Origin of the sequence: Streptomyces sp. NPDC004111 (assembly GCF_042874215.1) — a bacterium.
Lineage (GTDB): Bacteria > Actinomycetota > Actinomycetes > Streptomycetales > Streptomycetaceae > Streptomyces.
Window position 1 is genome coordinate 97,807 of the sequence record NZ_JBIAMU010000015.1, and the last position, 24,115, is coordinate 121,921.

A 24,115-nucleotide genomic window follows, 5' to 3' on the forward strand; every position below is an offset into this window, starting at 1 on the left:
ACACGGCATGAAGGTGTGGCGGGCCGCTCTCGGCATCGCTCTCGGCGGGCTGCTGGCGGTCGGCTGCGGGGTGCGGCCGACCGGGGTGATAGACGCGGGCGAACCGGCGACCGGGCTGAGCCGCGGCATGCGCCTGTACTACGTCTCCGACACCGGACTGCGCGCGGTGCCCCGGCCCGACCTGGAGGTCACGAACATCGCCTCGGTGGTGAAGCACCTCACGCTCGGCCCCTCCCCCGCCGAGCTGCGGGGCGGGCTCACCTCCGTCGTCGACCTGGGCGGGTACGGGGTCTCGGCGGCCGGGCGCGAGGTCACCGTGGAGCTGGACGGCGCCTACCGGGCCACCGGCCGCGACCAGGGGACGGGGCAGCTGGTGTGCTCGCTGGCGCGCGGTCAGGCCGTACTGGAGCCGAAGGTGGGCGCGGACGACGTCGAGGTCGTGATCCGGCCTGCCCGCGGACCGCAGCTCGGCCCCTTCAAGTGCGCGGACTTCCTCACCCGTTGAGCCGCCCGCCCGGCCCGTCGAGGGGCACGCCGCCCCGGCCGTGCACCGACGCCCGGTCGGCGGCGGCCGTGCCGTGCTCCCAGCCCGCGAGGTCGTTCACCCCGCGCACCCGGGTGGAGGTGGTGCGCGGGAACATCTGCTCCGCCCGGTCCGTCACCGCCACGTCCCGCGCCGCCAGTACGGGCAGCAGGTCGCCCGCGCCCGCCTCCTCCACCACGTGCTCGGTGGCCGCCGCGAGACGGGTGCCGAGCCTGCTGGCGTACGCGGTCAGGAAGGACTGCCGGAACGACTTGGTCCGCTTCCTGCCGCCGGCCCGCTGGGCGGCCTCGGCACGGGTCATCGCGGCGGTGCCCTGCACCAGCAGCGAGGTGTACAGCAGCTCGACCGCCGCCAGGTCCGCCTCGAACCCCACCACCGTGGAGAACCCGAACTCGCTGTTCCACACGGCACGGCAGCGGTTCGCCGTGGCCACCGCGTCCAGCAGGATCGCCCTGGCCGTCTCGTACGGCGCGTCCACCCCGATCCGGCACGCCCCCGGCCCGGCGCCCTCGCCGCCCCGCCCCACGGCGAGCACGGCCTCGTCGACGCTGTGCCGCGCCATCAGCTCCTGCGCCTTGGCGGTCAGCGCCTCGGCCTCCTCCGGGAAGCCGGTGGCCTCGGCCTTGGCGAGCAGGGCGCGTATCCGGGTGAGCATGCGCGGCTCCCCGGCCGCCGCCCGCTGCTGCCTCAGCGGCACGGACTCCCCCGGCGCGGGCCCGACCGGCTCGATCGCGGGCAGCGCCACCAGCAGCCGGAACAGTTCGAGCACGGCGGTGGCCAGCGAGAACCGGTCGGTCCGCTCGCGCCGGGCCAGCGCGTCGGCGTACCGCTCGTCGCCGCCCCAGGACACCGGGCCGTCCGCGCCCAGCTCGCGCAGCTGCGCCTGCCAGCGGTCCGGCACGCGCGCGTGGCGCCGGTTCTCGGCGGCGACCAGGTCAACCAGCAGGGCGGCGTGCCGCTCGTCGAGGTCGCGGCGCACCAGCCGGGCCACGTCGGCGGGCTGCCAGCCGCGCTCCCAGGCCCGGCGCACCAGTTCCTCGCCGCGCCGCAGCAGCTCGCGCCCGGCCTCCGCCCAGGGCGCGGCGGCCAGCAGCGAGGCGCCGAGGTCCAGGCCCGCGTCGTCCCTGGCGTCCCCGCCCGAGCCGTACACGGCCGCCGCGACCGCTCTCTCCACCTGTTCGGCCGGCGACTGACCCATCGGTGCCGTACTCCTCTTCCCGGGACCCGTACGTGCGCGGGCGCTCCCAGGAATGGTCGCAGGCCGGCGGCGGAAACGACGGGCGCAAGCCGCTCCGCGGGCGGGCGCGACGACCGTGCCGCGCGGTTCGACGACCCGGGAGCCGTCCCCGGTGCCTGTGACCCGGGAGCCGCCCCGGTGCCTGTGACCCGGGAGCCGCCCCGGTGCCTGTACGGGGCAGCGGCGCCCGCCCCCTGCCCCGTACGGCTACGCGCGTCCCTTGCGGCGCACCACGATCACGGCCGCCGCGCCCACCACAACGGCCGCGCCGCCCACCAGGCCCAGGACGGGCAGCGCGCTGGAGGAGCCGGTGGCGGCGAGGTTCCCGGTGACCCCGCCGGTCCCGGTCCCGGTGTTGATGTCGGTCACCCCGCCCAGCTGCGCGGACGGCGAACCGGACGGCGAGGGCGCCGCGCTCGTCGGGGCCGCGGTCGCGGTGGCCCCCGGCTTGCCGGTGGGCTGTCCGGTCGGCCCGGCGGTGGGCTTGCCGGTGGCGGTGGGCGTCGGGGTCGCGGTCCGGGTCGGCTTCGGCGGGGCGGTGGTCGGCTTCCCGGTGGGCACCGTGCTGCCGGCCGGCAGGATCGCGAACCCCTCCTGCCACGGCGCGGTTCCCCGGCAGGGGGTCTTCAGGCCGGTGTTCGGGTTGGTGTAGACGTCGTCGACGAACGCGTTGAGGTAGGTGTCCGCGAAGTTGATCTCCTCGGGCACGTCCTTGGTGGCCCGCACCCGCACCTCCTGAGTGACCGTCTCCCGGGGCTTCAGCGTGCCCGGACCCTCCAGGGCGCCGCCGTGGCCCGGCAGGGCGACCCACTTGCCGGTGGCCCGGGACCTGTACTCGACGTCGAGGTACGGGCCGGGCTGGTCCTCGCCGTTCTCCGTCTGCCGGGCGAAGCCCACCGTCCAGGTGACGCCCTTGAGTTCGGCAGCCGCGGTGCTGGTCACCGTGACCTTGAAGGGGTGCCAGTCGCCGCCGCCGACGACCGGCCCGGGGATCTCCGAGATGAACGACTTCATCAGCGTCATCTCGTAGCCGCCGTCACCGGTGGAGACGTCGGCGCAGGAGGGCAGGGCGGCGGCGGGAGCGTCCGCGGCGTGCGCGGCGGGGACCGCGAGGGCGGACAGCGCCGCCGTCGCCATCGCGGCGGCCAGGACGTGACGGACGTTCATGGAGCTCCTCTTCCGGTACGGCTTCCGGTACGACGGACACACATCACTGTGACGGCTGGGAAACGCCGGGGGTTGTGCGCCGCCGACGGGAGAAAGTGTGGCGGTCCGGTGAACACGCACGTGAACACGCAGGTGACCCCGTACGCACCAGCTGCCGGAAATCCGCCGTCCGGCCCCGTCCGGCCCTGTCCGCCCCGTCGCGGGGCCCCGTTGTCAGACCCCCCTGTCACACTCGCCCTCATGTACGACCGGTGGGCCATCGCCTCGACGGAGGGCGGCGGCGCGGTGCTGGTCCCGCTCGCCCGGGACGGCCGCCCCGCCGGTGAGCCGCGCCACGAACCGGACCTCGTGGCCGCGGTCCGCGACCGCCCCGAGGTGGGCCGCTGGGTCTGGCGCTCCACCGCCGAGATCTACCCCCGGCTGCTCGCCGCCGGGGTCCGCGTCGAGCGGTGCTACGACATCGAGGACGCCGAACTGCTGCTGCTCGGCCACGCGGGCCGCTGGGGCGAACCCCGCTCGGCCGCCGCCGCGCACGCCCGGCTGCGCGGGCTCCCGGTCCCGCCCGACCCCCCGCAGCGCGCCGCCGAGCCCGGCTCGCAGTCCTCCCTCTTCGAACCGCAGCCGGTGCACGTCCCCTTCGACGCGCTGCTCCAGGTGTACGAGGACCAGGTCGCGCGGCACGACGCGGCCGGGCAGCCGGACCGGCTGCGGCTGCTGACGGCCGCCGAGTCCGCCGGAATGCTGGTGGCCGCCGAGATGAACCGGGGCGGGCTGCCCTGGCGGGCCGACGTGCACCGGGCCGTCCTCGACGAACTGCTCGGCGAGCGGTACGCGGGCGGCGGCGACCCGCGCCGGATGGCCGAGCTGGCGGACCGGGTCTCGGCGGCGTTCGGCCGGCGGGTGCGGCCCGAGCTGCCCGCCGATGTGATCAAGGCGTTCGCGCAGGCCGGGATCAAGGTGCGGTCGACCAGACGGTGGGAGCTGGAGGGGATCGACCACCCGGCGGTCGAGCCGCTGATCGCGTACAAGAAGCTCTACCGGATCCAGACCGCGCACGGCTGGGGCTGGCTCCAGGACTGGGTGCGCGACGGCCGTTTCCGGCCCGAGTACCTGCCGGGCGGCACCGTCACCGGCCGGTGGGTGACCAACGGCGGCGGCGCCCTCCAGATCCCCAAGGTCATCCGCCGTGCGGTGGTCGCCGACCCCGGGTGGCGCCTGGTGGTGGCCGACGCCGACCAGATGGAGCCGCGCGTACTGGCCGCGATCTCCCGCGACCCGGGACTGATGGAGGTGGCCGGGCAGAGCGGCGACCTCTACAAGGCGGTCTCCGACCGGGCTTTCGCCGGTGACCGGGACGCGGCCAAGATCGCGATCCTGGGCGCGATGTACGGCCAGACCTCCGGCGACGGCCTGAAGAACCTGGCCGCCATGCGCCGAAGATTCCCGCGTGCCGTGGCGTACGTCGACGACGCGGCACGCGCGGGCGAGGAGGGCAGGCTCGTACGGACCTGGCTGGGCCGGACCTGCCCGCCCGCCCCGACGTCCGGCGACGACGACGGCGAGGCGGGCATCCCGCAGGAGGAGTCCCCCGAACCCGCCTCCCCCGATGGCGAGTTCACCCCCGGCTATGCCTCGCGCGACCACCGGGCGCGCGGCCGGTTCACCCGTAACTTCGTCGTGCAGGGCAGCGCCGCGGACTGGGCCCTGCTGATGCTGGCCGCCCTGCGCCGGTCCCTGCACACGGCCGGCCTCAAGGCCGAACTGGTCTTCTTCCAGCACGACGAGGTGATCGTGCACTGCCCCGCCGAGGAGGCGGAGACGGTCGCACAGGCGATCCGCGCGGCCGGTGAACTGGCCGGACGGATCGCCTTCGGAGAGACCCCGGCCCGCTTCCCCTTCACGGTGGCGTCGGTGGAGTGCTACGCCGACGCCAAGTGAGGGAAGAAGGTGCCGGGCGGCCCGGCGCCCGCCGTACCGTGCCCGTCAGTTCTGCGACAGGGCGCTCACGATCCCGTCGGCGAGCTGCCGCCACGCCTGGTCCGTCGCCACCGTCCTCAGCTGGGCGACGGTGAGCGACGGGGTGGCGCGGGCGGGCTTCACCCCCTTCGGCAGGTACGAGTTCCGGGCGGTCGCGTCGACCACGAGGCCCTGCGGAGTCCGCAGCACCACGTGCCACTCCTTGAACTCCTTGGGCCTGATCGACCGGTTGAGGTGACTGCCCTCAAGGGTCATGAGGGCACTGCCGTCCGCAAGGCGCTCGGTCCGGCACGCGTCGAAGCTCGCCTGCGACTTGTCCGGGCAGCTGACGGCCCTGTCGAACTCCGCGCTCCCGGCGCGCGGACGGCTGACGTAGACGCCGACCGTCGCCTTCCCCCCGCCGTCGTCGTAGACAGCGACCGCGAAGGGGGACTCGTGCTTCCCCGCGACGGGCTCCGTGCCCCGACCGCCGAACTCACCGGCCCTGCCCGCGTCGGGCAGCAGCCGCTTGAGAGTGCCGGTCATCCAGCCCTCGTCGTAGGTGTCGTGACGCTTCTCGCCGGCGACCGACGCACCGGAACCGGAATCCCGGTCCAGGAGCCCGCCCGCCCACGCGCCGCCCACCCCCACGAGCGACAGGACCGCGACACCGCCGGCCAGCGCGGCCCTCCTGCGCTGCCGTACCCGGCGGCCCCTGGTGAGCCCGGTACCGGCCAGCCGCTGCTGGTCGACGGAGAAGGAATCCGCGGTACGCCGCAGCGCCGCACCGAGTTCGTCTTCGAAAGGCATGCGCAACCACCCCTTGTTCTTGGCTCGTTGGGAGAGAGGCCCGGCTCACCGGGAGGCGAGATCGACGAGGCTGCCACCGAGTTGGTCGCGCAGCTTCGCCAGCGCCCGCGCCGATCTGGTCCGTACGGCGGCGGAACTCACCCGCATCACCTCGGCGGTCTCCTCGATGCTGCGGTCCTCCCAGTACCGCAGGACGATCACCGCCCGGTCCTTCGGTGCCAGCCGCCCCAGCGCCTGGAGAAGGGTCAGGCGCAACTCGGCGTCCGGGCCGGGTCTCCCGGCCGTGCCCGCGGGTTCCGGCAGCTCACCGAGCGGCCGTTCCGACGCCGCGCGCCGCCGCCGCTGGGTGAGGAACGCGCGGACCAGTACGGTCTGGGCGTACGCGGCCGGATTGTCTATCCGCGCGACCTTGCCCCACAGGGCGTACATCCGCCCCAGGGTCTCCTGCGCGAGGTCCTCGGCGAGGTGGGTGTCCCCACCGGTCAGCAGACAGGCCGACCGGAAGAGCTGACCGCTCCGCGCCGTGGCGAACTCCAGATAGGCCTCGTCACGCCCGCCTCCACGCATGGTGTCCCCCGTCGTCCCGGCAACCGCTGTCACCTCTCCGACGCGATGGCCCCCACGGAATGTTTCACCCGCATCCCCGAGGACTCGTGGGGTACTCGGCACGCATGTACCCACACAGCATCGAACACGCCCAAACGGAACTCGCCGCCTCCCGCGACCTGCTGGTGGGCATCGCCCCGTTCGCGATCGGGCTGGTCCTGGTCGCCGTGCTCATAGCCGCCGTGTGGCTGGGTATCCGGATCAAGAAGCGCGAGCCCCCGGCCCCGCTCCCGGAGGAACAGCCCCGGGCACCGGAACGCGACCATCCGCCCGGTGAGATCCAGGAGCACCGCGAGCCGGCCGAGCTGCCGCGCGACGGGGTGCGCCGCACCCCGCACCAGCTCGGCGGGCACGGCAACTCGGGCACCCGCCCGGCGCCGGACGAGAACCGCTGAGGAGCGCAAAAGAGCGCAGGCGAAGCAAGAAGAAATCACGGAAGAGGAGGCCCTTCACCATGACCACCACCCCCACCGCTCCCGCCCCCACCATCAAGGGCACTCTCCCCGAGACGGCCCGCCAGGTCACCGGCTTCGCCCTGCAAGGGGCGCTGGTGGACCTCGTCGACCTCTCGCTGCTCGCCAAGCAGGCCCACTGGACGGTCGTCGGCCCGCGCTTCCGCTCGGTCCACCTCCAGCTGGACGAGATCGTCGAGGCGGCCCGCGGCTACGCGGACACCGTCGCCGAACGCGCCTCCGCCATCGGTGTCGCCCCGGACGGCCGGGCCTCCACCGTGGGCGCGAAGTCCGGACTCCCGCAGCCCCCGAACGGCTGGCTGGCGGACGACGACGTGGTGAAGCTGATGGTGGAGGCGCTGGGCGGGATCATCCTGCGGATGCGCGAGCGCATCGAGGCGACGGACAGGCCGGACCCGGTGACACAGGACATCTTCATCGCACTGACGGCGGAGCTGGAGAAGCACCGCTGGATGTTCCAGGCGGAGAACCACTGACACCGCGCCCGGGGCGCCGGGGGCCGGGCCCGCTGAAGATGCGCGGCCCGCGCCCCTGTGCGTACCTGGGAGGGACGCACGACAGGACCGCGGGGAGGGACGAGCAAGCCGAGGGAGCCCGCAGCCATGTCCCAGCCCCAGCCCGAGCAGCCCCGGACACCCGCCCACACCACGGGCGGCTCCGGTCTCGTCGTCCCGTACGGCGAGGCGGGCCCGCTGCCGGTGCTGGCGCTGTACGAGGACTTCCGCTGCCCGTACTGCGCGGCGCTGGAGGAGGCCGCCGGGCCCGAGTTCCGCCGGTTCGCCGACGAGGGGCGGCTGCGCCTGGAGTACCACTTCGCGGCGTTCCTGGACGGGATGCTCGGCGGCAGCGGCTCGCTCACGGCGCTCGGCGCGGCGGGCGCGGCCGTGAACGTGGGCCAGCGCGAGTTCAAGACGCTGCACGAGGCCCTGTACGCCCAGCAGCCCGACGAGAGCGTCGACTCCTACCGCGAACCCGCCGTGCTGCTGCGGGTCGCCGAGTCCGTCGGGCTGACCGCGCCCGCGTTCCGCGAGGCGGTGCAGGCGGCGACGTACATCCCGTGGGCGGCGGCGGTGGCCGAGGCGTTCGGCCGCAGCGGGGTGCGCGGCACGCCGACGCTGCGCCTGGGCGGGGTGTCGATCCACGGCTTCGACCGCGCGGGCAGGCCCCTGCGGGCACCGGCGGTGGCCGCACAGCTGGAGGCCGCGCTGGAAGAGGCCCCGGCGGAACGGAGCCAGGAGTTGCGCGCGGCCCGGGAACCCGGGGCGGGCGGACCGCCCCCTTCCAGGTGAGCGGGCCGCGCGTCCCGGCGACCCGGGCCGCACCGTCCGGGCGGACCTCGCCCCGTCCTCGCCCGTGCAGTGGGCCCGCGCGCCTGTTCCCCAAGCCGCCCCTCACTGTCACGCTGTGGGCATGGCAGCAGTGGCAGAGGTGTTCTTCCGTCGGCTGAGCAGGTGGCAGGCCGACCAGCAGCGCGAATCCATCGCAGACCTCTACGAGGCCACGTACCGGGACAGCGGCGACGCCGCGGCGTCCGGGGCGGGCAACCCGTACGACCCGGTCTTCCACGACCGGCGCGCCTTCCTCACCCGTTTCGGCGCCGACGTACAGCGCCCCGGCTTCGACATGCTGATCGCCACCAAGGGCTCCGCCCCGGTCGGCTGCATCTACGGCTATCTGCCCGGCCGGCAGGGCGGCTGGTGGTACGGACGCCACGACATCGCCCCGGACGAGCTGGGCCAACTGCCCGACTCCGGACGGCTCTTCACCATCGCCGAACTGATGGTGGACCCCGCGCACCGCCGCCAGAACATCGCGGCCCGCCTCCAGGCGCGGCTGCTCGTGCGGGTGGACGCCGACCGGGTCACCACGCTCATCGAATCCTCCAACGAGGCCGCCAAGGCGGCGTACGCGGCCTGGTCCTGGAGCCGGACGGGCACCCTGCCGGCCGCCGACGGCCGCCCCGAACTGGAGGTCTGGAGCCAGTGGCTGCCGTCGGCCACGCTGGAGCACCACTGAACCGTAAAAGATCATTGACAGGCACGGACGCGCGACGGACAGTCACCCCATGACGCTCCGCATCAAGGAATTCGACCACCTGGTCCTCAACGTCTCCGACGTCGAACGCTCCCTCGCCTTCTACACCGGCCCGCTCGGCCTCGAACCCGTCAGGGTGGAGGAATGGCGGGCCGGGAAGGTCCCGTTCCCTTCGGTCCGGGTCACCCCGGACACCATCATCGACCTGTTCAGCCGCCCGCGCGGCGAGTCCAACGTCGACCACATCTGTCTGGTCGTGGACCCCCTCGACTGGCAGGAGGTCGTCGACTCGGGCCGGTTCACCGTCCTGGAGGGCCCGGTCCCCCGCTTCGGTGCCCGCGGCGACGCCCAGTCGATCTACGTCCAGGACCCGGACGGCAACACCGTGGAGCTGCGCTGGTACCCGCAGGACGCGGCGGAGTAGTACCCGTGCGGGCCCGTACCGGCGCCGATATTCTCGGCCTGTGACCACACCCGAACAGCGCGTGGACGACTACGCGGTGGTGGCCGTCGCCTCCTCGGCCGGCGGCATCCACGGCCTGGGCGTGCTGCTGCGCGATCTCGGACCGGACTTCCCGGTCCCGGTGCTCGTCGTCCAGCACCTCGACCCGCGGCACCGGACCGTCATCGCCGAGGTGCTCGCCCGCCGTACCAGCATGCCCGTCAAACTGGCCGAGCACGGCGAGGTCGCCCGGTCGGGAACGGTCTACGTGGCACCTCCGGACCGCCACCTGCTCGTGGGAACCGACGGCGTGCTGACCCTCTCCAGCAGTGAGCTGGTCCACTTCCTGCGGCCCTCCGCCGACCTGCTCTTCGAGTCGGTCGCGGGGGCCTACGGGGCACGGGCCATCGCCTGCGTCCTCACCGGCACGGGCAGCGACGGCGCGATGGGGGTGGACGCCGTGAAGTCGCGCGGCGGCACCGTCATCGCACAGGACCCGCAGACGGCGGAATTCAAGGGCATGCCAGGGGCGGCGGTGGGTACGGGGGCAGTGGACTTCGTGCTACCTCTGGAGGAGATCGCAGAAGTGGTTCGCGGTCTCGTCGAGACGAAGAGGTACTGAGGAACCGATGAGTGAGTCCCACGAAGTCGAAGTGGACGAGGAACTGGAGGCACTGCTCGGCTTCCTCCGGGATGCCCGGGGTTTCGACTTCACCGGGTACAAGCGTTCCTCGCTCGGCCGCCGCATCCGCAAGCGCATGACCGACATCGAGGTCTCCTCGTACGCGGACTACCGCGACCGGCTGGAGACCAGCGCCGACGAGTTCAGCACTCTCTTCAACACCATCCTGATCAATGTGACGTCGGTGTTCCGCGACCCGGACGCCTGGACGTTCCTCCAGCGGGAGGTGGTGCCCGAACTGCTCGCCGAGAGCGGGCCCGGGGACGAGATCCGGGTGTGGAGCGCGGGCTGCTCCAGCGGCGAGGAGGCGTACTCCCTCGCCATCATGTTCGCGGAGGCCCTCGGCATCGAGGAGACCCTCAACCGGGTCAAGATCTACGGCACGGACGTCGACGAGGAGGCCCTGCGCGACGCCCGGTCCGGGCTGTACACGGCCAAGTCCCTGGAGCCGCTCTCCGCCGAGCTGCGCGACAAGTACTTCGAGCAGAACGGGGCCCAGTACAGCTTCCGCCCCGACCTGCGCCGCAAGGTCATCTTCGGCCGCCACGACATCACCCGGGACGCCCCGATCTCCCGGCTCGACCTGCTGGTCTGCCGCAACACCCTGATGTACTTCAACGTCGAGGCGCAGACCCAGATCATCGACCGGTACCACTTCGCACTGCGCGAGGGCGGCTTCCTGTTCCTCGGCAAGGCCGAGATGCTGCTGAACGACGCGGACCGCTTCGAGGTCACCAGCATGCGCCAGCGGGTGTTCCGCCGCAGGCCGGGCGACTCGGGGCCTCCGTACCACCCCGCGCCCGTGAAGATCAGGCCCGGCGTCGGTCTGGAGTCCCACGCGACGACCCGTTCCCGCCAGGTGCGCGACCTGCTCCTGGACTCCTCGCTGACCTCCTCCGTCGCCCTGGACAGCGACGGCACGGTAGTGATGATCAACAATCACGCGCGGGTGCAGTTCGGGCTGACCACCAACGACATCGGCCGCCCCTTCCAGGACCTGGAGATCTCCTACCGGCCGGTCGAGCTGCGCTCGCTGATCGAACAGTCCGGCCACGAGCGCCGCATCCTGCGGGTCAACGGCGTGGAGCGCAGGATCGGCGAGGACCTCCAGTACTTCGACATCCTCGTCCAGCCGCTGATGGGCACCAACGGCCTGCTGGTCGCCACCAGCATCAGCTTCACCGACGTCACCGTGTCCACACAGCTGAAGACCGAGGTCAAGCGGGTCAGGGAGGACCTGGAGACGGCGTACGAGGAACTCCAGTCCACCAACGAGGAACTGGAGACCACCAACGAGGAACTCCAGTCGTCCATCGAAGAGCTGGAGACCACCAACGAGGAACTCCAGTCCACCAACGAAGAGCTGGAGACCACCAACGAGGAACTCCAGTCCGGGAACGAGGAACTGGAGACCATGAACGAGGAACTGCGCATCCGCACCGAGGAACTGGGCGAGGCGCGCGCCTTCCTCGAAGGCGTCATGAGCAGCATCGCCGCGGGCGTGGTCGTCCTGGACAAGGAGTGCAAGGTCAAGAGCTGGAACCGGGGCGCGGTGGACATGTGGGGCCTGCGCACGGACGAGGTCATGGACGAGGCCTTCTTCGGGCTGGACTTCGGACTTCCCACTGCCGGACTGCGTCCGTTCATCCAGCAGTGCCTGGACTCCGGAAAGCCGACGGAAGCGGTCGTCGTCCCGGCGATCAACCGCATCGGCCGGGCCGTGCACTGCAGTGTGGTCTGCTCGCCGTTCCAGGGGCACAACGGCGGCGTCGTGCTCCTCATGGAGGAGGGTCGAACGGAAGGCGCAGAGTAGCTCCGCGCGCGTATTCTGGTGGCATGAAGCCCGTGGAGAACCCCTCCACTTGTGCGGCGTCGGCCTGGTCTCGCGCCGCGCGAGCGTACGAGCGCTCCCGTCGTGAGACGGCTGCCGCCGAACAGAGCGAAGTGATCGCCGCGCGGACCGGTTCACAGGTCCAGCTCCGGCTCGCCGAGGTGCACCGCAGAATGGCGGACTGCCACCTCTCCACCGCCCGCCTCCAGGAGTCCTACGCCCGGCGGGCCACCCGCTGGGCCAAGGAGGGGGGCGGCAGCCCTTTGTTCATGAGCGGTGTCGCGGAGGCCTGCGGCACCGCCAGTGCCACATTCGCCCTGCTGGACGCCGACCGGACCCAGTTGGCCTTCGCCGCGTCCGACCCCCCTTCGCAGGCCGCCCAGGACCTCGAATTCGTGCTGGGCGAGGGACCGTGCCGGGACGCCGCGGAACTGCGGCGCCCGGTGCACGTCTCGGGCCCGGAGATCGAGGCCCACTGGCCGGGGTACGGGCCCGCGCTCGGCGCGCTGGGCATCGGCGAGGTCGTCGCCGTACCGCTGCAGACACCCGACCGCCCGGAGGCGTGCCTGGGCGCCCTGGCGGCCTTCAACCCCCGCCCCGGGCTGGTGGAGTCGGGGGCGCTCAGCGCGATCGGCGGGGCGCTGACCCGTACCGTGCTGCTCGATCCGGACGCGGATCCCACGCTGTACGGCGGGATCGACCACCGGGACAAGGTCAACCAGGCGGCGGGCGTCGTCTCCGTACAGGCCGAATGCTCCATCGCCGACGCGCTCGCACTCCTCAAGGCCCGCGCCTTCGCCGAAGGCATGTCGTCGCAACGCCTCGCCGAGGCCATCGTGTCCGGCGTACTGAGACTCGCCTGAGGGGGAGTCCCCCATGAGCACGCCGCAGCAGCGGGTGGCGAACGCCCTGGTGGAACTGGCCGGTGTCGGCGAACCCGGCGGTTTCCCGGACGTCGAACTGCTGGCGAAACTCGCGGACCACGCGCCCGGGGTGGTCGGTGCCGACGCCTGCGCCGTCGTACTGCCGCCCGCACCCGGGCCACCGCACCGGAAGCGGGCACGCAACGGCGTCCCCGAGACCGCGGCCCGCCCCGCCCCCGAACCGGACACCGTCCGCGTGATCAGCCCCCACCCCGGGCTGCGCCGGCTGGAGGAGGACGCCTCGCGCCGGGGCGAGAGCCCGGCGCACACCTGTCTGCGCGGCGGCACAAACCTGCCCGACCTGCCGCTCGACGGCGCCACCGCGCGCTCGTCCTGGCCGCGCTACACCGCGCGGGCCCGGGAGGCCGGGTTCACCCGGGTCGCGGTGCTCCTGCTGCCCGGCGAGCGGGGACCGCTGGGCGCGCTCGCCCTCCTGTCCGCCGGCGGGGACGCCATGGCGCCCCAGGCGATGGACCTCGGCCGCTCGCTGGCCGAGGTGACCGCGCACTCCCTGGTCCGCGCGGCGGAGATCCGCCGCGGCCGAAGGCGCGTGGCCCAGCTGGAACACGCCCTGAGCAGCCGGATCCTGGTCGAGCAGGCCAAGGGCGTACTCGCGACCCAGCACGCGGTCCCGATGGACAGGGCCTTCGAGCTGCTGCGCGGCTACGCGCGGGCGCACGCACGCCTGCTGACCGAGGTGGCGCACGACGTCATCACGGGCCGCCTCACCATCCGGCCCTGACGCCCTCCCCGAAGACCACCACTTCTCCCCCAACCACATTGCCACTGACGGGCGAACACCACTTCCCGTCCAACCACATTGCCACTGACGGGCCCTGACGCCACATCAGTTTCAACTGATGCACGCCTCCCCCTATCACTGCCATGTGAACTGTGAAATTGTACTGCCACACTTCGCGAGCACGACCGGCTCAGGGAGTGGTCAACTCCCGCTGCCCACACGGTTCGCACCCCCCACTGCCGTGCCCCACGCACGGCCGCAACCGGCCTGGAGGCCCCACGTCATGCGCAAACCCCCCACCCTCAGGAAGCTCACGCACCTGTTGATACCCACCGTCACCGCCGCCGGCCTGGGGCTCACCCTGCTGGCACCGAGCGGGGTGGCGGCCCCGGCCGGCACCGGGGCGGCCACGACCGCGGGCAGGCCGGCCGCCGCCCCACGGCCGGCCCTCGCACCCCAGCCGGCCCCCGCACCCCAGCCGGCCACCTCCACCGTGCTCGCCGCCGATCTCGCCCCCGGCCACGCCACCGCCCCCACCCGGTCGGCCGCGAAGGCGCCGAGCCCGGCCATGAACCCGCCGCGCCCCGCACCCCAGAGCGCCAAGGACCGCAAGAAGGCCCGTGCCCAGGAGAAGGCCGCCGCGGAGTGCAACGTCGGTGACTTCACCTCGAAGACCGGCACCGCGCTGGTCGAGCAGATCAAGGCCTCGGAGACCGGCTGCGTCAACACGCTGTTCAGCGTGACCGGCAGCGACGCCAGGGCCCTGTTCCGCGAGGAGCAGATGGTCACGGTGGCGAACGCCCTCAGAGACGTCTCGGCCAACTACCCCGGGGACAACAGCACTTCGGCGGCGCAACTGGTGCTGTACCTGCGGGCCGGCTACTACGTGCAGTACTACCAGCCGGAGACCGTCGGCGAGTACGGCCCGGCACTGAAGAGCGCGATCCAGGGCGCCCTGGACGCCTTCTTCGGCTCGTCGCACGCCTTCGACGTCACCGAGGCCAACGGCGAGACCCTCTCCGAGGCGGTCATCCTGATCGACAGCTCCGGCGAGAACATCCGCTTCCTCAACGTGGTCAAGCGCCTGCAGAAGGACTACGACGCGTCGTACGACGAGTTCTACGGAATGGTCGCGGCCGTCAACAACACCTACACCGTGCTCTTCCGCGGCCACCAGCTGCCGGACTTCGCGGCGGCGGTCAAGGCGGACCCGAGCGTCCTCACCGGCCTGCGCGACTTCGCCGTCGCCCACGACGACCTGCTCGGCACCGACAGGTCCTACCTGGTCAGCAACGCGGGCCTGGAACTCGGCCGCTTCCTCCAGCACGCCGACCTGCGGGAGACCGTCAAGCCCCTGGTCAAGGAACTCCTGGCGCGCAGCCAGATCACCGGGCGCACCGCCTCGCTGTGGGTCGCCCTCGCCGGTGCGACGGACGCCTTCGACAAGGCGAACTGCGCCGAGTACGGCACCTGCGACCTGCAGAACCGGGTGCGCGAGGCCGTACTGACCGTCAAGCACTCCTGCGGCCCGAGCGCGAAGATCCTCGGCCAGGAACTGTCCGCGGCCGAACTGGCCGCCACCTGCGACAGCGTCCTCAAGCAGGACCCGGTCTTCCACAACGTCGTCAAGGACCCCGGCCCGGTCAAGGACGACAACAACACCAACATCGAGATCGTCGCCTTCAACTCCGGCAACGACTACCGCACGTACGCCGGCATCGTCTTCGGCATCGACACCAACAACGGCGGCATGTACCTGGAGGGCGACCCGGCCGCCCCGGGCAACCAGCCCCGCTTCATCGCCTACGAGCAGCCCGCCCAGGACGGCACGTTCCAGATCTGGAACCTCAACCACGAGTACACCCACTACCTCGACGGCCGCTACAACATGCACGGCGACTTCGCCGCCGGACAGACCACCGCGACCGTGATGTGGGTCGAGGGCTTCGCCGAGTACCTCTCCTACTCCTACCGCGACGTCCCCTACGACCGCGCGATCGAGGAAGCGGGCAAGAAGACCTACACCCTCAGCCAGCTCTTCGGCACCACCTACGAGAACGCCGACTCCACCCGCATCTACCAGTGGGGCTACCTCGCGGTCCGCTACCTGCTCCAGTCCCACCCCGACGACGTGGCCACCCTGCTGGGCCACTACCGCGCGGGCGAGTACGAAGCGGCCCAGACCTTCCTCCGCGACACCATCGGCACCCGCTACGACACCGACTTCGCCGACTGGCTCGACAAGTGCGCGGGCGGCAACTGCGGAACCCTGCCCACCCTGACCCCAACAACCTGACCGGCCCCTCCCGGGCCGCGCCTGTGACCGGCCCTGAGCCTTCGACCCCATAAAAGAAGCCCCAGGACTCACCGTGAGTGAGTCCTGGGGCTTCGTCCGAGCCGCCTTCGGGATTCGAACCCGAGACCTACGCATTACGAGCTCAAGATCGAAGGTGACTCGGGGGTTCAGGTCCTGACACTGCCTGACGATTCGTGCAGGTCAGAAGGTAGCTGCCGACCAACTGCTGACAGTGGTTGACGGCCGGTCCAGGGCAATCCGGCCACACATCGGCCACACGTTGGCTGCGGGTCACGGCCCGCAGAAGGGCCGCGCGGAGCGATCCGCGCGGCCCTTCTTTCACCCCTGGCGCTTCCCCTGCTCGGGTTTCGGCTGCCGCGCCTGCAAGCCGTTCAGCACGAGCTCTAAAGCAGCAGCTCCGGCGGGAGTGATGTGACGGGGGTCAATGGCGATGCGGGATTCATCAGCGCCTCGGTACGCGAGTGCTGGCACCCCCTCATCGAGCTGTACCCGTTGTACTCGGAACATCGGTCCGCCCCCCTGGTTCGGCGCGGCAGACGCCGCGCCATCCACCGCGCTTAGCCCCAGTGAGAGTCAGCAGGGGTGACAACCGCGACGGGGGTGTCGACAGGGGCGACGCCCCAATGCGAGTCGGCCAGGGTCGCCGTCGCTGCGCGATCGGCCACGCCTGCGCTGTCGTGGCTGAACGCTGCCGCACCGGTAAGAACTGCAACGGCCAGGAGGGCGGCCGAGGCGGCCCGCGCAAGGCTCTTCATGCTCTTCGTGCTCCGTTCCTCTTCTGCTTCACTCGAACGCGTGTGCGTCCAAGTGACTTACGTCCTACGGTGGACCCTTACGCAGACATGATCAAGCCGTTACCCAGTGCGTTTGTACGCACTGCGGATAGACGAAGGAGTGCCGATGAGTGAGTCGACGGGAGAGCCGTCGTTCAGGGGACCGCGTCTCTCCGCCGCCGCTGCCGCCCTTCATGCACGGCTGGGAGTCGGCGAGGCGATTGACGTCGTAGCTGATGAGCCCGCCCTCGCCGAGCTTGTCGAGATGCGGCTCGCACTTCGGCACCCTCGTGTTCCGGAGCGGCCTACCCTGCTCACTCGTGCGGACGCTGAACGCGCGATGCGCGAGGGGGTCGAGCAGCAGCTCGGTGAAGCCTTTGCGTACATGGAAGGAATCCCTTCGTTCCTTGACGAGCTGCATACGCGTTCCCGGCGTAGTTGCGGCGGCGTCACGTGGGTTGACGGAGGGGACGGAGTCAACGCCCTAATCAACGGAATCGCCGCCCAAGCCGAGAAGCTGCTCGCCTCACAACCCGGGTTGCAGCGCAACGTTCGTGAAGTGCTTCCGACCGAGCGGGACATAGCACTCTTGGAGCGAGGCGGAAGCATCCGGACCCTGTATCCCGCCAGTGCGCGTCACGAGGGGATTCAACAGCAGTGGGTCAACTCTGTAGCTCCCCTTGGCGCGCAGGTGCGGACACTGCACGGCCGATTTATGCGGTACATCGTGGCGGATCGTCGGCACCTGATCATGCGAGATCACGTGGCGGACCGAACACCCACGGAGGGCGCCTATCACGTAACGGACCCTGCGGTAATCGCATTCGTCGCCGAGTGGTTCGAACTGGACTGGGCAAGGGCGACGCCATGGGGAGCGGATGCCTCTCTACCTGGCGAGGCCATAACGAACGCGCTCCAGCGTTCTATCTTGCGCGAGCTCTGCGCGGGCCTCGATCAAGGGCAGATCGCTAAGCGCTTGACCTACAGCAAGCGCACGGTCACCAACGCCCTGACCAAGTTGCGCGAGAAGTTGGGTTTCGCCACGCTCTACCAGGTGGTCGCCTGGTGGGCGACGTCCGACGAGCAGGAGCTCGACTAGCCCTCGTCGTTCTTCCACTGGGCGAGAAGTTCAGTGGCCCGGGGCATGTCCTGGGCCGTGAGCCCCGGCACGTACGCCACGACGAGTGAGCCGTCCTCGGAGCCTTCGAGAGGGTCGCCGGCCATGAGGCCGACGAACTGCTGCGCGGCGGCGATCTGTACCTCGCGCAGCGGTCGACCTACTGCTGCGGCGACGGCCCCCACCAACGGGGGGTGGATCTTGACCGCTTCGCCTTGGCCGATCTTCCACAGAGTGTGACGGGACGCGCGATACTGCGTCTTCGGGTCGACCGCGCGTTCTGTCAGCTCGCGAATGGTGCAGGTCCCCAAGGCTTCGCGGACTAGGTCCGCGAAGGGTGCGCCGGAATCCCACACGGGCTCTCATCTCCACTCTGTCCCTGTTTCCGAACGCGGACAGTTAACCACTCATAGGGCCGATTCGCAGCCCCGGGATATGCGTTGACGTGCAGTTGTTGTGAACCTACGTTGTCCCTGTCTGCGAACGATGACAGAGCTGATCAAGGTTTCCGCATCGTTCCTGGGCTGGTCAGAGACATGTCAGGTACGCCTTTCCGGCGTCCGCTCGTGGGGAGATTCAGTGTCTGTCGAGTTCATCGGTCCGCCGCCGGCGGGGAAGAACACCAAGCACCACCGGGCCGCTACCGCGCTGCGCGGGCGTCCCGAGGAGTGGGGCGTGGTCCTGCGCTCGGCCTCACCGGCCGCCGCCGCTTCCGCCGCGCAGTCCATCCGTACGGCGCGGCTCGCCGCCTACGCCCCCGCGGGCAGCTTCCAGGCCATCGCCCGGACGATCGACGAGGGCAAGACCGAGCACCGGGTGTACGCCCGGTACGTCGGCGGCTCGCAGTGACGATGACCGAAACCCCAACTGCCGCCGCCGTCCACGGGACGAACGGGCGCGCCGAGCTCGGAAACGGGCTGCGCATCGGCTCGTTGTGCTCCGGTTACGGCGGTCTCGACCTCGGAGTGCAGCAGGCCCTCGGGGGCTCGATCGCGTGGCACTGCGAGATCGACCCGCACGCATCCAAGATCCTCGCCTCTCGATGGCCGGACGTCCCGAACCTGGGCGACCTCACGGCCGTGAACTTCGACCAGGTGCAGCCGGTCGACATCGTCACCGCCGGATTCCCCTGCCAGGACGTCAGCCTCGCCGGTCGTCGGGCCGGTATCGCCGAGGGCACCCGCTCGGGCCTGTGGCTGCACGTCGCACGGGCGATCCGAGCTCTTCAACCAAGATTGGTGGTGATCGAGAATGTCCGGGGGCTTCTCTCGGCGACGGCCCATAGCGACATGGAACCGTGCCCGTGGTGTGTGGGAGACGGAAGCGATCAACCTGCTCTGCGAGCACTCGGTGCCGTACTCGGCGACTTGGCCGGCCTCGGGCTTGATGCGACATGGGCGTGCGTTCGCGCTTCGGAGATCGGTGCGCCGCACCGCCGCGAGCGCGTGTTCGTCCTCGCCTGGCCTGCCGGCGCTGGCGGCCCGGGACTGCAAGGGCGACGGGCAGGCGGGACAACTGCCCGCCGCGGTTGTCTCGCTCCTACCGACTCCATCAGCGTCCGAGGCGACGGGCCCCGGGCACACCGGTCAGGGCGGCATGAACTTGCGGCACGTCGTATCCCTTCTGCCGACGGACACCGCTGCGCTTCTCCCCACTCCCCGATCAAGCGACGGCGAGAAGGGGAGCCCGAACCAGCGGTATCGCGACGGGACTCTGACTCTGGCGAGCACCGCCGCCCGGCTGCTGCCCACGCCCCGTGCAAGCGCCACCGGGACGCCGGGCAGAAGGGCGAGCGAGGGGTTCCGTCCTCCCCTGTCCCAAGTGGTGCTCAATGGGGCTCCTTCCGCCCGGCCATCGAGCGATGGGAGCGGCTCACCGGCCCCGCTCCCCGGCCAACTGACGATCACAGTCGGCTGAATCCGGAGTTCGTCGAGTGGCTCATGGGACTTGACCCGGGCCACGTGACCGGCGTCGGTGGCCTGTCGCGTTCGGCGCAGCTCAAGGCGTTGGGGAACGGTGTCGTACCGCAGCAGGCGGCATACGCGGTGCGAATGCTGCTCGACCGCCTCGGCTCATGATCTGCCGCCATTGGGACGGCTCCGCTCGTCGCTACTGCCGTTCGCTCCTTCGCGTCCGGCGCTACGTCATCGGGGACCGGTGCCCCCTGCACACCCCCGCAGCCCTTGCCGGACGGCCCGAACCGCCCGGTGCGACAACCCCGCACAGGAGAAGGACCGTTGAGCCTCGACGCGATGGATTGGGTGTGGACGAAGTCCACGGCCAAGGGCACCGCCCGCGTGGTGCTGCTCGCCATCGCCGACAAGTGCCCTGACGAGTCCTGCACGGCCTACGCCGGTACGACGATGCTCGTGCAGCGCACGAACGCCGCCCGCTCGTCCGTGCAGGCCGCCGTCGACAAGCTGCTCGACGGCGCCGAGCTCGACGTCGTAGGGGGTGAGACCGGGCCCCGGGGTGAAACGGTCTACCGGCTCCCGCTCGCCATCGGGCACTTCCGGGCCACGCCCGACGAGGCCCGTTCGAGGGGCCCGGAATCCGGGCCGGTACGGAATCCGGGCCCGCCCGGAAACCGGGCCCCCGGGGGCAGTGAAACCGGGCCCCAGGGGCCCGGAAACGAGGCCCCCACCGGCCCGGATTCCGGGCCCCAGAACGCAAGAGAACGCAAGCACCAAGCAGAACAGCAGCCCCGCGCGAGCTCGTCGCCGTTGATTCCCGAGCTGCGCCCCCTCGGCGATGCCCTCGACGCTTCCGGCGTCGCGGTCCGCTGGACCCTCGGCCTCGGCGAGCAGCGCGACACCTTCCGTCTCGTCCAGGCGCACGGCGTCGAGGCCCTCGTCGACCTAGCCGCCCGCCGCACCTCCCCCGGTGCCGAGGCCAAACCCGCCCGCTACTGGCTCAAGGTCTGGTCCGACCTCGACATCGTCCCGCCCGTCCGCCCCGGCTCCAACGCCGTGCCGATGCGAGCCCCGGATCCCGCCGGTCACGTCGACAACCTCGCCGCTGGCCTCGCCCTGCTGAAAGCCCAGAAGAAGGGCAACACCTGATGACTGAAGACGAGTTGACGGCCCTGCTGGCTTTCGCCCGCACCCGCGATTCCCGGGTGCGCCGCGCCCTCGCCGACCCGCAGCAGTCCGCCCGCACCATCGCCGAGTGGACCGACGCCCTCGCCGACGTCCCCGCCATGCTTCCCGCGACCGGATGGGACGCCTCGCACGCCGTGCGCCGCTACTACGAGCAGCGCACGGGCGATCGGTCCTCGCAGTTCCGGCCCGTCGAGCCGCACGACGTCCTCGCCGCATGGGCACCGCACCGGGCCGAGCTCATGAACCGGCACACCGACCCCGTACCGGCCGCCGACCCGGACAACCCGCAGGCATGGCGCGAGGAACTGCTCGGCACCCGCGCCGCCGTCGCACACGGTCACGTGCCGCCCGCGCAGTACCGGGCCGCCATTGACCGCCCCGGGCAGCGACGAGCCCTCGCTCTGGTCGAGGACGTCGGCACCATGCCCCGCCCGTACGTACCGCCCGCGGTAGCCGACGAGCTCGCCGCCCAGGGGTTCGGCACCCGGCGCAAGGCGTTTCCCGAGCTGGAAGTCGGATGCCCGCTCCACACCTGCCGCGCGCACCCTCGCCGACGCTGCCGGCGGCCCAGCGGCACCGAACTGCGCGAGCACACACACGACCTGCGCCAACGCGCCTACTCCGAACACCTCGGCCACCTCATGACCCAGACACCCGCAGCACGGCCCGTCCGCGCCCGCCACACGACCGGAGGACAGCACCGATGACCCCCGCCGCCGTCCGCGCGTCCATCGCCGCACTCTTGGCCGACGATCTCAACCTGCACCACGACGCCGCCGCAGCAACCGCGCAGAACCTCGTCGACCGCCTCACCGCCGACGGATGGGAGATCAAGAGCACCTCCCCCGCGCGACCGGTCGCGCCTCGCGCGCGGGAATCCTCCCGCGCGCTCGTCGCTCCCGTGCTCGGGGACGAGGACACCCCGACCCGTCGTCTCGTCCCTCGTCGTACCCGGACGGACGGAGCGACCCCGTGAACGGTCACCTCGTCGCCGCCCTCGTCGTCCTGCTCGTCCTCGCCTCGGGTGTCCCGCTCGGCCTGCTCGCCTGCCGGCGCGACCCCGGGCCGAGACGACGTCACCCTGCCGACACCCGGGGCGCGTGCCTCGCCGAATGCCGAACCTGCAACGCACTGAAGGAGCGCCACCAGTGAGCCGCCGTACCGAAAGCCGCCGAGCACGCGCCGCCCACCGCGACGCCGCACGCGACGAACGCCGGGCACGGCTGCGCCTGCTGCTCGCCCGCGCCGACCGAGGCGTGCTCACTCCCGAGGACTGCGCGGCCCTGCGCGCCGAGGTCGAGGCCGAGGTCGCCGAGTCGGACACCTACCGGCGCAGCGCGACCGGGCAGCAGGCAGCAGCGATGCGGCTGCACCACCGCATCGCCGCCGCCGAGCAGGCCCTCGTCGAGACCGAGACCGAACGCGACCAGGTGCTCGCCCACCTCGCCCAGGCACGCGCATGAGACCCGAGCAGACAGGAGCAGCGCCGATGCACCACGCCACCGCCGTACACGAAACCCGCGCCGCCCTGCGCACCATCCGGGAGCAGTGGGGCGAGCTGCTGCTCGCCGTCGCCACCCCGCCCGCCGACGTCTGGCCCCCGAGGCAGCTCGCGCACACCCTGCGCGGCGACGAGCAGCAGCTCGTCGTCGAGGACCGGGCGCCCCTCGTCCTGCGCGAGCACCCCGCCCCGCTGAACGTCGAAGCCCTCGACGCCGGCATCGCGATCGAGCGGGCGATCTTCGACGCAGCCGACACCCTCGCCGCCGCCGTCCAGCATGGGCAGGACCCGCAGGACCCCCGGCGGTGGACGTACGCGGACCCGGGGGCGGTCGACATCCGGCGCAGCCACGGGTCGAGGGCGCACGGCCTGCACTATGCGTGCGTGTGGGTCGAGGGGCGGGTGCTCGACGAGGACACCGAGCCCGAGCAGCAGCTCGACGGCCGCCTCGGCGCACCCCCGTTCGCGCCCCTGCCCCCGCACCTGCTGCACGAGGTGCGGCGTACCGCCCGGATCGCCGAGGCGCGGCTGCTGCGCACGCTCGGTCTCGATCAGCGGCACACCCCCGTCCCCGTGGCGTGCCCGTGGTGCGAGGGCGAGCTCACCCTGCACACCGGGCCCGACGAGGGGCCGAGGGTGACCTGCGCGGGCGGGCAGGGGTGCACCGCGCCGGTCGCTCTCGACGGCAGGGTGCGGGTGTGGGAGTGGGGTGATCTCCCCGCGTTGCTGGGTGTGTTGGGGGCCCTGCCTGCCGCAGCCTGATCGCGTCTAGGTCTGGTCCGTGTTGTCCGCCGGTACGGGGGGACGCTCGGGGAGCTCGGCCCCGGGACGTCGCAGGTACCAGCCGACGAGTTCCTTGATGACCGCCGAGCGGTCGCCGCTGCGCGTCTTCAGGTCTTCCCAGTCCTCGTCCGAGAGGCGGACGGACCGGTGCTGTGTCTTCGGCTGATTGGGCATGGCGGCGACTTTACGGGGTGTACGTACACCAATCCAGCCCCACCCCTTGAGGTGTACGTACACCTCGTGCTTAGGTGTACGTACACCCCGAGGCGGAAGCCAGACGAGAGGTCAACTCCCATGCTGCTCAAGAACGTTGAACCCGACATGCGCGTCGCCGTGACCACCCGTCGAGGCACGGCGGCCGGCACCGTACTGGAGATCACCCCGCCGTCCGACTCAGCCCCCGCCCGGGTGCGCGTCGCCTACGACCGTGGCGGGGAGTGGCAGGACGTGAGCGCGCGCGCCCTGTCGCTGCTCGACCCCGAGCAGGACACGCGCGACCCGAACACCCTCCCTCGCACTTGGCGTTGGGACATGGGTTGGCTGTTCTGGCGCGGCGGGCAGGCGTACCTCGCGTACTGCCTGGATCGCGCGTGGTGCGTGATGGAGTGGTTCGACGGCCCGGGGAGCGGACGCGTGACGTCCGGCCACCGGACGCGCGAGGCTGCCATCGCCGAGGCCGTCGAGAAGATCGACGCACGCGCGGCCATGACCTTCCACAAGTCGACCATGCCCTCGATGCGCGACGGCGAGCCCCCGGCCGGCCTGAAGCGCGAGGGGTGGGAGGTCTGGCCGAGCGCGACCCGTGTCAACCGGCGCGAGGTCGCCCACCACGGCGAACTCAAGGGGTGGATCGAGTTGCGGCACTCGGGGTGGGCCATGGTCGTACTGAACGCCGACGACGAAGAGTTCGAGCTCTGCACCGGCCTGCCCCATCCGGAGCGGGCGGCGATGCTGCTGCGCGCCGAGTTCCCGTTCGCCGACGACGAGTGAGAAGGGGTTGCGCCGTTATCGTTTCGTGACCTAGAGTCGGGAGCGCCTCCGGCGTGCCCGGAAACTCTCGCCCCCCCCGATCCGTA

28 protein-coding genes and 1 pseudogene are annotated in these 24,115 nt (G+C 71.6%); 23 read left to right on the plus strand and 6 right to left on the minus strand.

The window, feature by feature from the left end; translation table 11 throughout:
* The first annotated feature begins 7 nt into the window (after positions 1 to 7).
* Positions 8 to 505 (plus strand): hypothetical protein, encoded by a 498-nt coding sequence (locus ACFYVL_RS27620; RefSeq protein WP_389249413.1) that lies wholly within the window; start codon positions 8 to 10, stop codon positions 503 to 505.
* On the opposite strand, the gene ACFYVL_RS27625 is transcribed toward ACFYVL_RS27620, so the two are convergent.
* Both ACFYVL_RS27625 and ACFYVL_RS27630 read right to left on the minus strand, forming a co-directional pair.
* Positions 495 to 1,742 carry a DUF2786 domain-containing protein gene (locus ACFYVL_RS27625; RefSeq protein ID WP_389249415.1) on the minus strand — a complete coding sequence of 416 codons (1,248 nt, stop codon included), beginning with the start codon at positions 1,740 to 1,742 and terminating at the stop codon, positions 495 to 497. The two genes, ACFYVL_RS27620 and ACFYVL_RS27625, sit on opposite strands and share 11 nt — an antisense overlap.
* A 246-nt stretch (positions 1,743 to 1,988) precedes the next feature.
* A complete protein-coding gene (locus tag ACFYVL_RS27630; protein ID WP_389249417.1) occupies positions 1,989 to 2,948 on the minus strand; it encodes a hypothetical protein in 960 nt (319 codons plus the stop codon).
* A 240-nt stretch (positions 2,949 to 3,188) separates the two neighbouring features.
* Between ACFYVL_RS27630 and ACFYVL_RS27635 the strand changes: the two genes are divergently transcribed.
* Positions 3,189 to 4,886, plus strand: coding sequence for a bifunctional 3'-5' exonuclease/DNA polymerase (locus ACFYVL_RS27635; RefSeq protein ID WP_389249419.1), 1,698 nt, complete (start codon positions 3,189 to 3,191; stop codon positions 4,884 to 4,886).
* A gap of 45 nt (positions 4,887 to 4,931) precedes the next feature.
* On the opposite strand, the gene ACFYVL_RS27640 is transcribed toward ACFYVL_RS27635, so the two are convergent.
* Both ACFYVL_RS27640 and ACFYVL_RS27645 read right to left on the minus strand, forming a co-directional pair.
* Positions 4,932 to 5,714, minus strand: a complete 783-nt coding sequence (locus ACFYVL_RS27640; protein WP_389249421.1) for a hypothetical protein — start codon at positions 5,712 to 5,714, stop codon at positions 4,932 to 4,934.
* A 45-nt stretch (positions 5,715 to 5,759) separates the two neighbouring features.
* Positions 5,760 to 6,281: a SigE family RNA polymerase sigma factor gene (locus ACFYVL_RS27645; RefSeq protein ID WP_389249423.1), complete on the minus strand. Its 522-nt coding sequence runs from the start codon at positions 6,279 to 6,281 to the stop codon at positions 5,760 to 5,762.
* A gap of 104 nt (positions 6,282 to 6,385) precedes the next feature.
* Here ACFYVL_RS27645 and ACFYVL_RS27650 point away from each other — a divergent pair, with 104 nt between their 5' ends.
* From ACFYVL_RS27650 to ACFYVL_RS27700, 11 genes are all read left to right on the plus strand, one after another.
* Entirely contained in the window at positions 6,386 to 6,715 is a 330-nt protein-coding gene (locus ACFYVL_RS27650) for a DUF6479 family protein (protein ID WP_389249425.1), read from the plus strand.
* A gap of 59 nt (positions 6,716 to 6,774) precedes the next feature.
* The gene (locus ACFYVL_RS27655) at positions 6,775 to 7,269 is read left to right on the plus strand and encodes a DNA starvation/stationary phase protection protein (protein WP_389249427.1); all 495 of its coding nucleotides are present in this window, start codon (positions 6,775 to 6,777) and stop codon (positions 7,267 to 7,269) included.
* 126 nt (positions 7,270 to 7,395) lie between these two features.
* Positions 7,396 to 8,082 carry a DsbA family protein gene (locus ACFYVL_RS27660; protein ID WP_389249429.1) on the plus strand — a complete coding sequence of 229 codons (687 nt, stop codon included), beginning with the start codon at positions 7,396 to 7,398 and terminating at the stop codon, positions 8,080 to 8,082.
* A gap of 121 nt (positions 8,083 to 8,203) precedes the next feature.
* Positions 8,204 to 8,809, plus strand: coding sequence for a GNAT family N-acetyltransferase (locus tag ACFYVL_RS27665; protein WP_389249432.1), 606 nt, complete (start codon positions 8,204 to 8,206; stop codon positions 8,807 to 8,809).
* A gap of 49 nt (positions 8,810 to 8,858) precedes the next feature.
* Complete coding sequence (locus ACFYVL_RS27670; protein WP_389249434.1) at positions 8,859 to 9,251, plus strand: VOC family protein; 393 nt, start codon at positions 8,859 to 8,861, stop codon at positions 9,249 to 9,251.
* 40 nt (positions 9,252 to 9,291) lie between these two features.
* A complete protein-coding gene (locus ACFYVL_RS27675) occupies positions 9,292 to 9,891 on the plus strand; it encodes a chemotaxis protein CheB (protein ID WP_389249436.1) in 600 nt (199 codons plus the stop codon).
* A gap of 7 nt (positions 9,892 to 9,898) precedes the next feature.
* Positions 9,899 to 11,764: a CheR family methyltransferase gene (locus tag ACFYVL_RS27680; protein WP_389249438.1), complete on the plus strand. Its 1,866-nt coding sequence runs from the start codon at positions 9,899 to 9,901 to the stop codon at positions 11,762 to 11,764.
* Between the two features lie 23 nt (positions 11,765 to 11,787).
* Complete coding sequence (locus tag ACFYVL_RS27685; RefSeq protein ID WP_389249439.1) at positions 11,788 to 12,645, plus strand: GAF domain-containing protein; 858 nt, start codon at positions 11,788 to 11,790, stop codon at positions 12,643 to 12,645.
* A gap of 13 nt (positions 12,646 to 12,658) precedes the next feature.
* On the plus strand, positions 12,659 to 13,447 hold the full coding sequence (locus tag ACFYVL_RS27690; RefSeq protein WP_389249441.1) for an ANTAR domain-containing protein: 789 nt from the start codon (positions 12,659 to 12,661) through the stop codon (positions 13,445 to 13,447).
* A gap of 283 nt (positions 13,448 to 13,730) precedes the next feature.
* On the plus strand, positions 13,731 to 15,743 hold the full coding sequence (locus ACFYVL_RS27695) for a collagenase (protein WP_389249443.1): 2,013 nt from the start codon (positions 13,731 to 13,733) through the stop codon (positions 15,741 to 15,743).
* 921 nt (positions 15,744 to 16,664) lie between these two features.
* Positions 16,665 to 17,636 (plus strand): LuxR C-terminal-related transcriptional regulator, encoded by a 972-nt coding sequence (locus ACFYVL_RS27700; protein ID WP_389249445.1) that lies wholly within the window; start codon positions 16,665 to 16,667, stop codon positions 17,634 to 17,636.
* Here the strand turns inward: ACFYVL_RS27700 and ACFYVL_RS27705 are convergent.
* Entirely contained in the window at positions 17,633 to 17,842 is a 210-nt protein-coding gene (locus ACFYVL_RS27705; protein WP_389249447.1) for a hypothetical protein, read from the minus strand. The two genes, ACFYVL_RS27700 and ACFYVL_RS27705, sit on opposite strands and share 4 nt — an antisense overlap.
* A 391-nt stretch (positions 17,843 to 18,233) precedes the next feature.
* Between ACFYVL_RS27705 and ACFYVL_RS27710 the strand changes: the two genes are divergently transcribed.
* From ACFYVL_RS27710 to ACFYVL_RS27750, 9 genes and pseudogenes are all read left to right on the plus strand, one after another.
* Positions 18,234 to 18,503 (plus strand): hypothetical protein, encoded by a 270-nt coding sequence (locus ACFYVL_RS27710; protein ID WP_389249449.1) that lies wholly within the window; start codon positions 18,234 to 18,236, stop codon positions 18,501 to 18,503.
* Between the two features lie 2 nt (positions 18,504 to 18,505).
* Positions 18,506 to 19,054, plus strand: a pseudogene (locus ACFYVL_RS27715) (DNA cytosine methyltransferase); the annotation flags it as partial.
* 540 nt (positions 19,055 to 19,594) lie between these two features.
* A complete protein-coding gene (locus ACFYVL_RS27720; RefSeq protein ID WP_389249804.1) occupies positions 19,595 to 19,732 on the plus strand; it encodes a hypothetical protein in 138 nt (45 codons plus the stop codon).
* A gap of 159 nt (positions 19,733 to 19,891) precedes the next feature.
* Positions 19,892 to 20,716: a hypothetical protein gene (locus tag ACFYVL_RS27725; RefSeq protein WP_389249451.1), complete on the plus strand. Its 825-nt coding sequence runs from the start codon at positions 19,892 to 19,894 to the stop codon at positions 20,714 to 20,716.
* Positions 20,716 to 21,462 (plus strand): hypothetical protein, encoded by a 747-nt coding sequence (locus tag ACFYVL_RS27730; RefSeq protein ID WP_389249453.1) that lies wholly within the window; start codon positions 20,716 to 20,718, stop codon positions 21,460 to 21,462. The genes ACFYVL_RS27725 and ACFYVL_RS27730 overlap by 1 nt, the downstream gene beginning before the upstream one ends.
* On the plus strand, positions 21,459 to 21,731 hold the full coding sequence (locus ACFYVL_RS27735; RefSeq protein ID WP_389249455.1) for a hypothetical protein: 273 nt from the start codon (positions 21,459 to 21,461) through the stop codon (positions 21,729 to 21,731). The genes ACFYVL_RS27730 and ACFYVL_RS27735 overlap by 4 nt, the downstream gene beginning before the upstream one ends.
* On the plus strand, positions 21,728 to 21,907 hold the full coding sequence (locus ACFYVL_RS27740) for a hypothetical protein (protein ID WP_389249457.1): 180 nt from the start codon (positions 21,728 to 21,730) through the stop codon (positions 21,905 to 21,907). The genes ACFYVL_RS27735 and ACFYVL_RS27740 overlap by 4 nt, the downstream gene beginning before the upstream one ends.
* Entirely contained in the window at positions 21,904 to 22,218 is a 315-nt protein-coding gene (locus tag ACFYVL_RS27745) for a hypothetical protein (protein WP_389249459.1), read from the plus strand. The genes ACFYVL_RS27740 and ACFYVL_RS27745 overlap by 4 nt, the downstream gene beginning before the upstream one ends.
* Positions 22,219 to 22,244: 26 nt before the next feature.
* Positions 22,245 to 23,018: a hypothetical protein gene (locus ACFYVL_RS27750; RefSeq protein ID WP_389249461.1), complete on the plus strand. Its 774-nt coding sequence runs from the start codon at positions 22,245 to 22,247 to the stop codon at positions 23,016 to 23,018.
* Between the two features lie 6 nt (positions 23,019 to 23,024).
* Here the strand turns inward: ACFYVL_RS27750 and ACFYVL_RS27755 are convergent, their stop codons facing one another.
* Positions 23,025 to 23,213, minus strand: a complete 189-nt coding sequence (locus ACFYVL_RS27755) for a hypothetical protein (RefSeq protein WP_389249463.1) — start codon at positions 23,211 to 23,213, stop codon at positions 23,025 to 23,027.
* A 120-nt stretch (positions 23,214 to 23,333) separates the two neighbouring features.
* On the opposite strand from ACFYVL_RS27755, the gene ACFYVL_RS27760 reads away from it, so the two are divergent.
* Positions 23,334 to 24,029, plus strand: a complete 696-nt coding sequence (locus tag ACFYVL_RS27760; protein WP_389249465.1) for a hypothetical protein — start codon at positions 23,334 to 23,336, stop codon at positions 24,027 to 24,029.
* Positions 24,030 to 24,115: the final 86 nt, after the last annotated feature.

Excerpts from the sequence above, each read along its gene's own strand:
- ACFYVL_RS27620 (WP_389249413.1), top strand. The coding sequence starts at position 8 with ATGAAGGTGTGGCGGGCCGCTCTCGGCATCGCTCTCGGCGGGCTGCTG.
- ACFYVL_RS27625 (WP_389249415.1), bottom strand. The coding sequence starts at position 1,742 with ATGGGTCAGTCGCCGGCCGAACAGGTGGAGAGAGCGGTCGCGGCGGCC.
- ACFYVL_RS27630 (WP_389249417.1), bottom strand. The coding sequence starts at position 2,948 with ATGAACGTCCGTCACGTCCTGGCCGCCGCGATGGCGACGGCGGCGCTG.
- ACFYVL_RS27635 (WP_389249419.1), top strand. The coding sequence starts at position 3,189 with ATGTACGACCGGTGGGCCATCGCCTCGACGGAGGGCGGCGGCGCGGTG.
- ACFYVL_RS27640 (WP_389249421.1), bottom strand. The coding sequence starts at position 5,714 with ATGCCTTTCGAAGACGAACTCGGTGCGGCGCTGCGGCGTACCGCGGAT.
- ACFYVL_RS27645 (WP_389249423.1), bottom strand. The coding sequence starts at position 6,281 with ATGCGTGGAGGCGGGCGTGACGAGGCCTATCTGGAGTTCGCCACGGCG.
- ACFYVL_RS27650 (WP_389249425.1), top strand. The coding sequence starts at position 6,386 with ATGTACCCACACAGCATCGAACACGCCCAAACGGAACTCGCCGCCTCC.
- ACFYVL_RS27655 (WP_389249427.1), top strand. The coding sequence starts at position 6,775 with ATGACCACCACCCCCACCGCTCCCGCCCCCACCATCAAGGGCACTCTC.
- ACFYVL_RS27660 (WP_389249429.1), top strand. The coding sequence starts at position 7,396 with ATGTCCCAGCCCCAGCCCGAGCAGCCCCGGACACCCGCCCACACCACG.
- ACFYVL_RS27665 (WP_389249432.1), top strand. The coding sequence starts at position 8,204 with ATGGCAGCAGTGGCAGAGGTGTTCTTCCGTCGGCTGAGCAGGTGGCAG.
- ACFYVL_RS27670 (WP_389249434.1), top strand. The coding sequence starts at position 8,859 with ATGACGCTCCGCATCAAGGAATTCGACCACCTGGTCCTCAACGTCTCC.
- ACFYVL_RS27680 (WP_389249438.1), top strand. The coding sequence starts at position 9,899 with ATGAGTGAGTCCCACGAAGTCGAAGTGGACGAGGAACTGGAGGCACTG.
- ACFYVL_RS27685 (WP_389249439.1), top strand. The coding sequence starts at position 11,788 with ATGAAGCCCGTGGAGAACCCCTCCACTTGTGCGGCGTCGGCCTGGTCT.
- ACFYVL_RS27690 (WP_389249441.1), top strand. The coding sequence starts at position 12,659 with ATGAGCACGCCGCAGCAGCGGGTGGCGAACGCCCTGGTGGAACTGGCC.
- ACFYVL_RS27695 (WP_389249443.1), top strand. The coding sequence starts at position 13,731 with ATGCGCAAACCCCCCACCCTCAGGAAGCTCACGCACCTGTTGATACCC.
- ACFYVL_RS27700 (WP_389249445.1), top strand. The coding sequence starts at position 16,665 with ATGAGTGAGTCGACGGGAGAGCCGTCGTTCAGGGGACCGCGTCTCTCC.
- ACFYVL_RS27720 (WP_389249804.1), top strand. The coding sequence starts at position 19,595 with ATGGGACTTGACCCGGGCCACGTGACCGGCGTCGGTGGCCTGTCGCGT.
- ACFYVL_RS27730 (WP_389249453.1), top strand. The coding sequence starts at position 20,716 with ATGACTGAAGACGAGTTGACGGCCCTGCTGGCTTTCGCCCGCACCCGC.
- ACFYVL_RS27735 (WP_389249455.1), top strand. The coding sequence starts at position 21,459 with ATGACCCCCGCCGCCGTCCGCGCGTCCATCGCCGCACTCTTGGCCGAC.
- ACFYVL_RS27750 (WP_389249461.1), top strand. The coding sequence starts at position 22,245 with ATGCACCACGCCACCGCCGTACACGAAACCCGCGCCGCCCTGCGCACC.
- ACFYVL_RS27755 (WP_389249463.1), bottom strand. The coding sequence starts at position 23,213 with ATGCCCAATCAGCCGAAGACACAGCACCGGTCCGTCCGCCTCTCGGAC.
- ACFYVL_RS27760 (WP_389249465.1), top strand. The coding sequence starts at position 23,334 with ATGCTGCTCAAGAACGTTGAACCCGACATGCGCGTCGCCGTGACCACC.